We start from the raw sequence: 8,852 nt of genomic DNA, 5'->3' as shown, positions 1-8,852 counted from the left end.
GCGGCCAGGTGACCACCACAATCCCCTGCTCTCGGCACGAGCCGGCCAAACGCCAGTGCGGCGCCTGCCGGACCATCGTTGTCGAACGCACCATCACCACCCGCACCCTCGACACTGAGGTTGCGGCCTGATGGCCTCGACGCTGGACCCCACCCCCCGGACCACCATGGCCCGGGGGGTGGGCTCGAACGCCGACACCATCCCGCCCGTCTACGGCTACACCGCCGCCGGGTCCGCGTTCGAACGCACCACCCACCCGGACTACTTCGGCTGGATCGAACACGTCCGCGCCGCCGCCGGCTGCACCCGCCCCATCCGGCTGGCCGGCCAACTCCTCACCGTCGATTCGTCGACGGGCCGGGTGTTGGACCAGCGGCACACCGACGCCATGCCCGACGCCGCCATCTACACCGCCTGCGGCAACCGCCGCGCCACCGTCTGCCCCTCGTGCGCGCAGACCTACCAACGCGACGCCTATCAGCTCCTGCGCGCCGGCCTCGTCGGCGGCAAAGGCATCCCCGACACGGTCGCCCAGCACCCGGCCGTGTTCGCCACCTTCACCGCGCCGTCGTTCGGCACCGTCCACGCCCGCGTGGTCAAGCGCCACACCTGCACCAACCGGAAGCGCTGCGACTGCCGCGCTGAGCCCTGCCACGCCCGCCGCGACGCCGGCCTCTGCCCACACGGTCGTCCGGCCGTCTGCTGGGCACGCCACGAGGTCGGGGACGCCGTGCTCGGGCGGCCGTTGTGCCTGGACTGCTACGACCACGACCACCAGGTCGTCTGGAACCTGTTCTCCGGCGAACTCTGGCACCGCACCAAACAAGCCGCAGAACGCCACCTCGCCAAACTCGCCCGCCGCCGCGGCATCCCCCACGTCGAAGTCGCAACCGCCTCCGGAAAGACGCGCAAGGTCCCGCCGGTCCGGCTCTCCCACGGCAAAGCCGCCGAGTTTCAGACCCGAGGAGCCGTCCACTTCCACGCCCTCGTGCGCCTCGACGGCGTCCACCCCACCGACCCCACCGCCGTCATCCCGCCGCCGGCCGGCTTCACCGCCGCCGACCTGGAAGACGCGATCCGGGTCGCCGTTGAGCACGTCCGCTTCGACACTCCGAGCCATCCCGACCGCCCGGAAGGCTGGTCTATCGCCTGGGGCGACCCGTCTAAGGGCCTCGACATCCGCCACATCTCGCTGACCGGACGCGGTGAGGTCACCGACAGCATGGTCGCCGGCTACCTTGCCAAGTACGCCACCAAGAGCACCGAGGCCACCGGACACCGCTCCGTCAGGCTCGACGCCGACACCATCGGCGACTACGCCGACCCCGACGGCGACCACACCGCCCGCCTCATCGACGCCTGCTGGCGCATCGGCCGACCCACCGGCATACCCCTACCCCTGTCGCAGCGGCCCCGTGACCACCGGCCTCGGCCGGGCTTCGTCGACCGCTGGGAGTGCCCCGACTGCGGCACCCACACCCGCTACGCCGCCTGCCCCGTCTGCATCGCCCAGCGTCAAGCCACCCTTGACGCCCAACCGACGAAACCAGCGACAGGCAACCCTTACGCACGGCTGCGGCGCTGGGCTCACATGCTCGGCTTCGGCGGCCACTTCCTCACCAAAGCCCGCCGCTACTCGGTGACCTTCCAACTCCTGCGCGACACCCGCGTCACCTACCGCCGCAACGAGGACCAGGACCACGAGCATCCCGGCGATCAGCTCGTCGACGAGCACAACGACAACACCACGCTCATCGTCGGCACCCTCACCTTCGCCGGCGTCGGCTGGCACACCACCGGAGACGCCCTCCTCGCCAACACCGCCGCCGCCATGGCCCGCGAGCGACGAACCACCGGCCGCGAAGAACTCGCCCACGAACTCAGCAACACCCGCGCCGCTACTGCGCCGGTTGCCGCTTGATCTGAACAGGAGGAAGGACTCTGACCGTGGACGACGACCTGATGACCGTTCCGGAGGTGCTCGCCGCGCTCAACAACGTCTCGCGCCGGACGTTCTACCGGTGGCGGGAACTCGGCATCGCCCCGGCCTGCATCCGGCTTCCCAACGGAGAGCTTCGGATATCGAGGAAGGATCTCCGGATTTGGCTGGAACAGCGGCGCGAGGTGGCTGCGTGAAGTCCCGGCGCGTCCGGATCTGGGCGATCAAGGTCAACACCGCTGGGGCTGCCGGGTCGAAGAGGGCCAAGCGGTCGTACACCGTCCGATGGGTGGTGGCTGGCCGCGAGAAGTCCCGCACATTCGTCACGCGGGCACTGGCCGACAGCTTCCGCTCCGACCTGATGCAAGCCGCTAACCAGGGCGAGGGGTTCGACATCGACACCGGGCTACCGGACTCGATGACAGAGAACCCGGCGGCTGTAACGTGGCTGGACTTCGCCAAGAAGTACGTCGACATGAAGTGGGCGGGCGCTGCGGCCAAGTCCCGAGACAGCATGACGGAAGCGCTCGCCACCGTCACAGCGGCACTCGTCAAGGACACCCACGGCAGGCCGCCGGTCGAGCTGCTTCGCCAAGCGCTGCGCAACCACGTGTTGCCGCCGCCGGCTCGTGGCCAGGAGATCCCGCCGGATGTTGCCGATGCGGTGCGCTGGCTGCGCCACGCCTCCCTGCCGTTGCCTGACCTTCGGGAGGCGGGGAACGTGCGGAGTGCGCTCGACGTCCTGGCGGTGAAGCTCGACGGCAAGCCGGCCGCCGCGACCACGGTTCGCCGGAAGCGGTCGGTGTTCTACAACGCGCTTCAGTACGCGGTCGAGCTGGAAAAGTTGGAGTTCAACCCGATCGACAAGCTTCGCGTTCGGTCGCAGCGCAAGAAGATTGCCGAGGTCGTCGATCGCCGGGTGGTCGTCAACCAGCACCAGGCTCTTGAACTTCTGATCGCTGTCACGTACGTCGGCCAACGGGGACGGAAGGCAAAGCGTGGTGAGCGCCTGGTCGCGTTCTTCGCCTGCCTGTACTTCGCCGCGCTCCGTCCGGCAGAGGCGTTGGCGCTGCGAGAGCAGGACTGCGACCTTCCCGAAGCGGGCTGGGGTCGGCTGACGCTGGCCAAGAGTCGGCCGCAGGCGGGCAAGCGGTGGACCGACAGCGGCGAGGTCCACGACGACCGAGGGCTGAAACACCGAGCCGAGGACGAGCCGCGTGGCGTGCCGATCCCGCCCGCGCTCGTGAAGATCCTGCGCGAGCACATCGAGCGGTTCGGGGTCGCCAAAGACGGTCGCCTGTTCCACAGCGAGCGGGGCAACGTCGTTGCCGCCTCGACGTACTCGCGCGTCTGGGATGAGGCGCGTCGACTGGCGCTGACGCCGCGCCAGGTTGAATCTCCGCTCGCCGGTCGGCCGTACGATTTGCGGCACGCTGCCGTATCGCTGTGGCTCAACGCTGGCGTCCCGGCAACCGAGGTGGCCGACCGGGCCGGGCACTCCGTGGATGTGTTGCTCAAGGTCTACGCCAAATGCATCGACGGAGCAGAGGCCACCGTCAACGACCGGATCGCTGAGGCTCTGAGCGGCGTTGCCTGGCCCGCCTAATGGTCGACGTTCCGGATCTTGCCCCATGCCCGCCGGCTGACCTGGGCAGACGCCTTCAAGGTCATTCCGCGTATGTTCCGCGACCTACGACAAACGGCGGCTTCCGGTGGCCTACGGCTGCATACCTGCTCGGATCGAACAGTGCGTGTATTGCCAGCTCAGATGGCGTTTTTCCTGATCTTCGAGGTGCCCCCGGCAGGATTCGAACCTGCGACACACGGTTTAGGAAACCGATGCTCTATCCCCTGAGCTACGAGGGCGCGAGTGCCTAGTCTAGCGACCTGGGGGTTCACCTGGGGTGGCAGGGAGTGGCCCAGGTTCGCCTGCGTCACCCGTACCCCTGTTCTCCCAGCCCAGGACCACACCCGGAGCACACGAACCCCGGCTTGCGACCGGCGGTCGGCCGTGGTGACCCGTGCTGCCACCGGTTGACCCACGGTGGCACCGGCTGGAGAGCACACACCGCGCACATCAAGTCAAGATCAAGTTACTCGTTCTAGGCATGCACTCAGCTCGGCAAGGCCGCGTGCGGGACGCCGTCGCCCTTGCGCCAGGTATGCGCGCATCGCGCATGAGCGGTTGCCAGGTTGCTGGATGTCGAGTCCTGGCTGATGATCGACGTCGTGATCGATCCGACCCGGCTATCGGCGTTGTGGGATCAACGGTGGCCGGGATGCTCCAAGCTGCCATTTGAACTGCGGAAGATCCGGGACCGGTGGGTGCGGTTCCACGCCTTGCCAGGCTCGAAGCGTTACCCCGACACGGAGGCTGAGTACGGCATCGTTCTGGCTCGACACCACACCATCTTGGCGGAGTTGGTGACCCGCCCCGCCGTGCTGGTGATAACCGCCGGCTACTCGGCCCAGCCCGCCCCGCAGGAACCCGGCCGCTCAGCCGAAACCATCTCGGCACACCCCTCCGGAACGTATTGGACAAGGATCTGCATCGATGACGAGCCAGGCTTCGAAAGCTGGATGCATCTCTATGCCAGCGAGACACCTTGGTCGCAGGGCTGTCTCGACCCGTTGCTTCGCCGCGTGGCGGACGACGTCATCGGCAATGTCCTTGTCTATGACGTAGATCTGGGCTGGCTCTATCACCCGTACGACGGTGGGATGGACGTCGTACTGGCCACCTCCGCTGACCGCAACGCACTGCGGAGTCGACACCAGGACCGGCTCTCCGCACACCCGCAAGGTCTGTAGGGCCATTGACCCGCCGGCTCGCCTGCCAAACAGGAACGTCGACAAACCGGCCGCGTCGGCAACTCGCCGACTCGTCGCGCTTCAGGCGGTGGCGGGGCGGTACTCCAAGCCGTCCGCGCGGGGCGACAGGACCGCGGCATACCGCTGGTTGACGGTGATGTCTCGGTCCTCATCGATTTCGAAACCGATGAGCGCGCGGTGGAACGGCACGTCGGCATATACGGCAACGGCGACGTCAGCCAGCCACCGGTCGAGCGCGCTACGCCACGTCAACGATTCCACGCCGCTGGATTCGTCGAAGGGGTAGCCGCCGATCCGGCAGTCGGTTCGGGCCAACGCGCCCAGTGGCAGGTAAAGCTCCAAGGTATCCAGGCCCTCGTACCGGGACAGGAATCCACCGCAGACGACCCGGGCGCCCGAGGGCAGCATCAGCGTCCCGTGTACGTGACCATGCTCGTGGAGGGCGGCCACGCCAAGCTCGACCGCCGCGAATCCGATCCCGTCAGCCCGCCGAACATTGCAGCCCTGGACGCCGACGGCGCGCCACAGAGACCGTAGGGCCCGCTCGATGTTGCCATCGTCAGCTGCACCGAGTACCAGGCAGAGTCCGTAGAAGCCACCCGTCCAGTTCTCGCCGTCGTTCATGTCGCCCGCGATCTTCACCGCATAACGATCCCTGATTCGACCGCGGACGTCATCCTCGTTACTTCAGCCGCACGCGTCGCGGCAGAGTGCGTCCTCGCACTACTGAACCAAGCGCCGAACCTCAATCCGGGCCCCGGGCACTTCGTCGCTGCGAACGGTGCGCTTGGTCGCCTCGAGATGATCGACGCGGTCGTCTGCCGCTTGCGCTGGTCCGCGCCATTCTCGGAGCCCGAATACGCCCTCCATCGCATCCAACGTAGGCTTAATCAAGTTGTCGAGGTCCCACACCTCGTTGGCGCTGCGCGCTTCAGGCGTACGGAACTCGACGAGAACCGAGAAGCGCTCCGCCCACGGACCCAAGCCACTCCTGGTGACCGCCTCGCGGACCGCAGCCTTCCACGCAGGCTCGGCTGCCGACGAATAGCTCGCCGGCCGGCCCACCACCTCCACGATGACGAGCGTCTCGAACCTCATGACAGACCATGATGGCCACCGCAGCCCCTGCAACGACAGACTCCCGCCCCCGTCGCGGCAGATCCGCGCACCGATCGTGTCCGACGTTACGGTCCGCTCCGATTTGGGCTAGGCCGTCGTGCGTCACTGAGTAGCCGGCGGGCGCCTTGGCGGACGGCGTCCCAGTTGGTATTCGGGGAACGGTTCAGGTTCAGGGCGAGCCGACGCGCCCGGTCTTCGTGTTCCCGCCGTAACCCCGGGAGGTCAAGGTCCACCCCGGGCGGTCCGCCGCCGCGTTCCAGTTCCTCAACCCGTTGCCGCATCGCGGTCATCAAGTCCCGATCGAGCGTGTGTACAGCCTTTAGGTACGCGGCGGTCTGGACTCTGAACCGGACGGCCGGGCCAGCAGCGAAGCCGATTTCACCGTCGTCCTCGTGGCGCCAGTCCACGGTGATCTCGTCGCGATCGTCGCCGACGGTACGCCAGAACCGTAGATACGGTGCATTTCGGAGATAACCGAAGTCCAGGTAGTGCTCGCCGTGCCAGTTCGCGGCCGTGACCACCGGATGGTCGGGCGCATCCGGGTCCACGTCCCCCTCGATTGCGTCCTCGTCCCCGCCGGGTACGAACGCAAGCGGGTCACACGCCCACGTCGCGGGATCGGAGGCGATGAACGGCTGCAAATCAGGAGGCACCGGCTCTAGTACGTCAGGGAGGAGGACAATGACGTCTTCCCAGAGCCGGGCCAGGTAGTAGTCGACGTAGGGATGCCGGTGGTCGAGGCGGGTCCGGCGTAGCAGTTGGTGTCCGCCGGCCTCGAGCCAGAACCAACCTTCGGTGAGCCCGAACCAGTGCAGTCTTGGTTGATCGCGGCCCCACGGCGACACCTCGTCCAGTGGGTACAGCTCAAACCGGAACCTGATCATCGAGGCAGTGTCCTCCTACGCCTCGCGGCGCCGCGGAAATTAATGCGGGCGGCCGCAGCCATCCCGCGTAACAGACACTCACGGTTGCCGAACAGTCAACGCGTGGTCGGCGGCATGAGCATGCGTCTACCGCTGGAGGTGGGAGCAAGGGTCACCATGACCGGCTACACGAGGCGGCGCCGTAGCCCACAACCACCCGACGTTTGGTGCATCATGGGTTCTCATGTTCGTGGATCAGCGGCAGTTTTCCTTCCTGGCCGATCTTCGGGCACGGTGGGAGACCATCCGGGATGAATGCCTTGCTCTCCCACGTGAGACCTATCAGCCGTGGGTACAACGCGAGATGTACGGCCAGGGCTGGAGCGTGTACGGCCTTGTCGCCTTCGGGGAACGGATCGAGGACGCGCTCGAAACATGCCCGAACACGGCCTCCGCTTTGGCGACGATCCCTCACCTGACGACCGCGGGGTTCTCTCGGATGGCTCCCGGCACCCACATCAAGCCACATCAGGGATGGGTTACGACCGTTTACCGCGCCCATCTCGGGCTGGTCGTGCCAAAGGACTGCGCGCTGCGAGTGGGCGACGAGACCCGGCAGTGGAGCGAAGGTAAGACCTTTGTCTTCGACGACACCGTCACACATGAGGCGTGGAACTACGGCTCCAGCGACCGCGTCGTGCTCCTGTTCGACTTCACCCGTCCTGGCTGCGAGGACATGCCGCAGGACGAACTGCCGGCCTCGGTGGCGGATTTCGTACGGCGCGGTGGATGAGCGAGACACGCCCGAGCACAGCCGCAGCCCCATTTTCACCCTGCCGTCCCGAGAACCCGGTCGACCGCCGGGCGGGCGCTGCAGCACCCGGGAACATCACGCTCCATGCAGCGCGGTAAGCGGCAGTCATCCCGTGGTTTCGATGTCAAGTGCTGGGTTGGAGATGGGCCCAGGCGGTGGCCATGATCGAAGGTGACGCCGATTATCCGTCCGGGCGTGAGGTCATGGCCGCGCATGCTGAGGCACTTCGGTCGGGTTAACCAGGGGCGAGTGGCTGTGGTGGGTCCAGCTGAGGACGCACGCCCGTCAGAGGTGAAGAATCTTGTTGTAGTCTTCGTCGTACCAGCCGTCGGTGTTGTGCTTCTGGATGGTGCCCGCGACGCGCGTGAGCATCAGCACGTCGCCGTTGAGGGTCAGGGCCGCGTCCTCGGCCCTGCCGGCGAGGATCCTGGCCACGGTCGCCAGCATGTGGGGTTTGCCCTTGTCGGCGAGGGTGTCCTTGCGCATGTAGAAGCTGACGTCGACATAGGTCTCCGGCTCCCACTGCCACAGGGAACCCCCGTCGTCCTCGGCGCAGTAGTAGCCGTTGCGGCCGCCGGTGATGTCCACGACGTACCCGTGCTCGTCGTTCAGGTCGGCGCTGAGCCGCGGGCCGCCGGACGCCGTGGACGTCTCGACCGCTCCGGGAGCAGCCAGCTCCGCCACCTGTTCCAGCGGGATGTCGCCCGCCAGCGTCAGCCGGTACTCGACAGCCATCTGCACCCCTTCATCAGTCTCGCCGAATGATCTGAATGATCGCACCGTCGCGCGTCACCGCCGCCAGTTCCTTCAGCCCCGTGATGGGCCAGTCGTGGAACTGCTTGTGCAGGGCGGCGAGGTCTCCTCGCCAGTCGTGGAGGTTGAGTATCACGCGTTGGGTCTGCTCCGTGTCGACCTTCCTGGACACGGCGCTCCAGACGGCGCGGGCCGGTACGGGAGCAGTGGGCGCGTAGCAGTCGAAGACATGCCCCTCGATGAGGAAGTCGGGTGCCTTCTCCGGCCTCCCGGAATCCCCGGTGTCGCGTCGCGCGTCCGCGACCTCCTGCGTCGTGGGGTTCTGGTGAACCCGGTACCCCTGGCCGGCGACCCTGTCGGCACACTCGTTCTCCAACTCCAGGGCACGCCGCTCTCGCGGCTTCTCGTTCGCGGAGATCCGGGTTCGACGTCCGGTCGGTGACCCACCGAGCAAGCCGGTGGGACGCCTGGTCCACGGGGTTCCTGCGTCCGCACCCGGGGAGACGGTGCCGCCCAGGGCGGGGGTCGGGGG

The 8,852-nt window shown here is 67.2% G+C and carries 10 protein-coding genes and 1 tRNA gene; 5 read left to right on the top strand and 6 right to left on the bottom strand.

Going from position 1 to position 8,852, the window contains the following annotated elements:
• Positions 1–130: 130 nt before the first annotated feature.
• Genes E1193_RS27510 through E1193_RS27500 form a run of 3 tightly spaced genes read left to right on the top strand, consistent with a single transcriptional unit; the run spans position 131 to position 3,545 of the window.
• Complete coding sequence (locus E1193_RS27510; RefSeq protein ID WP_132186086.1) at positions 131–1,921, top strand: replication initiator; 1,791 nt, start codon at positions 131–133, stop codon at positions 1,919–1,921.
• A 26-nt stretch (positions 1,922–1,947) separates the two neighbouring features.
• On the top strand, positions 1,948–2,136 hold the full coding sequence (locus E1193_RS27505) for a helix-turn-helix domain-containing protein (protein ID WP_030504500.1): 189 nt from the start codon (positions 1,948–1,950) through the stop codon (positions 2,134–2,136).
• Positions 2,133–3,545, top strand: coding sequence for a tyrosine-type recombinase/integrase (locus E1193_RS27500; protein ID WP_132186085.1), 1,413 nt, complete (start codon positions 2,133–2,135; stop codon positions 3,543–3,545). The genes E1193_RS27505 and E1193_RS27500 overlap by 4 nt, the downstream gene beginning before the upstream one ends.
• A 187-nt stretch (positions 3,546–3,732) precedes the next feature.
• On the opposite strand, the gene E1193_RS27495 is transcribed toward E1193_RS27500, so the two are convergent.
• Positions 3,733–3,805, bottom strand: a tRNA-Arg gene (locus E1193_RS27495).
• A gap of 327 nt (positions 3,806–4,132) precedes the next feature.
• On the opposite strand from E1193_RS27495, the gene E1193_RS27490 reads away from it, so the two are divergent.
• A complete protein-coding gene (locus E1193_RS27490) occupies positions 4,133–4,750 on the top strand; it encodes a hypothetical protein (protein WP_243707935.1) in 618 nt (205 codons plus the stop codon).
• Positions 4,751–4,831: 81 nt separating this feature from the next.
• On the opposite strand, the gene E1193_RS27485 is transcribed toward E1193_RS27490, so the two are convergent.
• The 3 genes from E1193_RS27485 to E1193_RS27475 form a co-directional block, all read right to left on the bottom strand.
• Positions 4,832–5,413, bottom strand: a complete 582-nt coding sequence (locus E1193_RS27485; RefSeq protein ID WP_132186084.1) for a hypothetical protein — start codon at positions 5,411–5,413, stop codon at positions 4,832–4,834.
• 81 nt (positions 5,414–5,494) lie between these two features.
• Positions 5,495–5,869: a hypothetical protein gene (locus E1193_RS27480; RefSeq protein ID WP_132186083.1), complete on the bottom strand. Its 375-nt coding sequence runs from the start codon at positions 5,867–5,869 to the stop codon at positions 5,495–5,497.
• Positions 5,870–5,955: 86 nt separating this feature from the next.
• Complete coding sequence (locus tag E1193_RS27475; RefSeq protein ID WP_132186082.1) at positions 5,956–6,774, bottom strand: DUF5984 family protein; 819 nt, start codon at positions 6,772–6,774, stop codon at positions 5,956–5,958.
• Between the two features lie 223 nt (positions 6,775–6,997).
• On the opposite strand from E1193_RS27475, the gene E1193_RS27470 reads away from it, so the two are divergent.
• Positions 6,998–7,546, top strand: coding sequence for an aspartyl/asparaginyl beta-hydroxylase domain-containing protein (locus tag E1193_RS27470; RefSeq protein ID WP_132186081.1), 549 nt, complete (start codon positions 6,998–7,000; stop codon positions 7,544–7,546).
• Between the two features lie 306 nt (positions 7,547–7,852).
• Here the strand turns inward: E1193_RS27470 and E1193_RS27465 are convergent, their stop codons facing one another.
• Together E1193_RS27465 and E1193_RS27460 are read right to left on the bottom strand one after the other, a co-directional pair.
• Positions 7,853–8,302, bottom strand: coding sequence for a SitI3 family protein (locus E1193_RS27465; RefSeq protein ID WP_132186080.1), 450 nt, complete (start codon positions 8,300–8,302; stop codon positions 7,853–7,855).
• Positions 8,303–8,315: 13 nt separating this feature from the next.
• A complete protein-coding gene (locus E1193_RS27460) occupies positions 8,316–8,738 on the bottom strand; it encodes a hypothetical protein (protein WP_132186087.1) in 423 nt (140 codons plus the stop codon).
• Positions 8,739–8,852 lie beyond the last annotated feature (114 nt).

The organism is Micromonospora sp. KC606 (assembly GCF_004348675.1).
In the GTDB taxonomy this organism is placed as follows: Bacteria; Actinomycetota; Actinomycetes; order Mycobacteriales; family Micromonosporaceae; genus Micromonospora.
The sequence above is the reverse complement of the archived record's forward strand: the minus strand, read 5'-3'. Positions and strand labels throughout refer to the sequence as shown.

Excerpts from the sequence above, each read along its gene's own strand:
- E1193_RS27480 (WP_132186083.1), bottom strand. The coding sequence starts at position 5,869 with ATGAGGTTCGAGACGCTCGTCATCGTGGAGGTGGTGGGCCGGCCGGCG.
- E1193_RS27510 (WP_132186086.1), top strand. The coding sequence starts at position 131 with ATGGCCTCGACGCTGGACCCCACCCCCCGGACCACCATGGCCCGGGGG.
- E1193_RS27475 (WP_132186082.1), bottom strand. The coding sequence starts at position 6,774 with ATGATCAGGTTCCGGTTTGAGCTGTACCCACTGGACGAGGTGTCGCCG.
- E1193_RS27470 (WP_132186081.1), top strand. The coding sequence starts at position 6,998 with ATGTTCGTGGATCAGCGGCAGTTTTCCTTCCTGGCCGATCTTCGGGCA.
- E1193_RS27465 (WP_132186080.1), bottom strand. The coding sequence starts at position 8,302 with ATGGCTGTCGAGTACCGGCTGACGCTGGCGGGCGACATCCCGCTGGAA.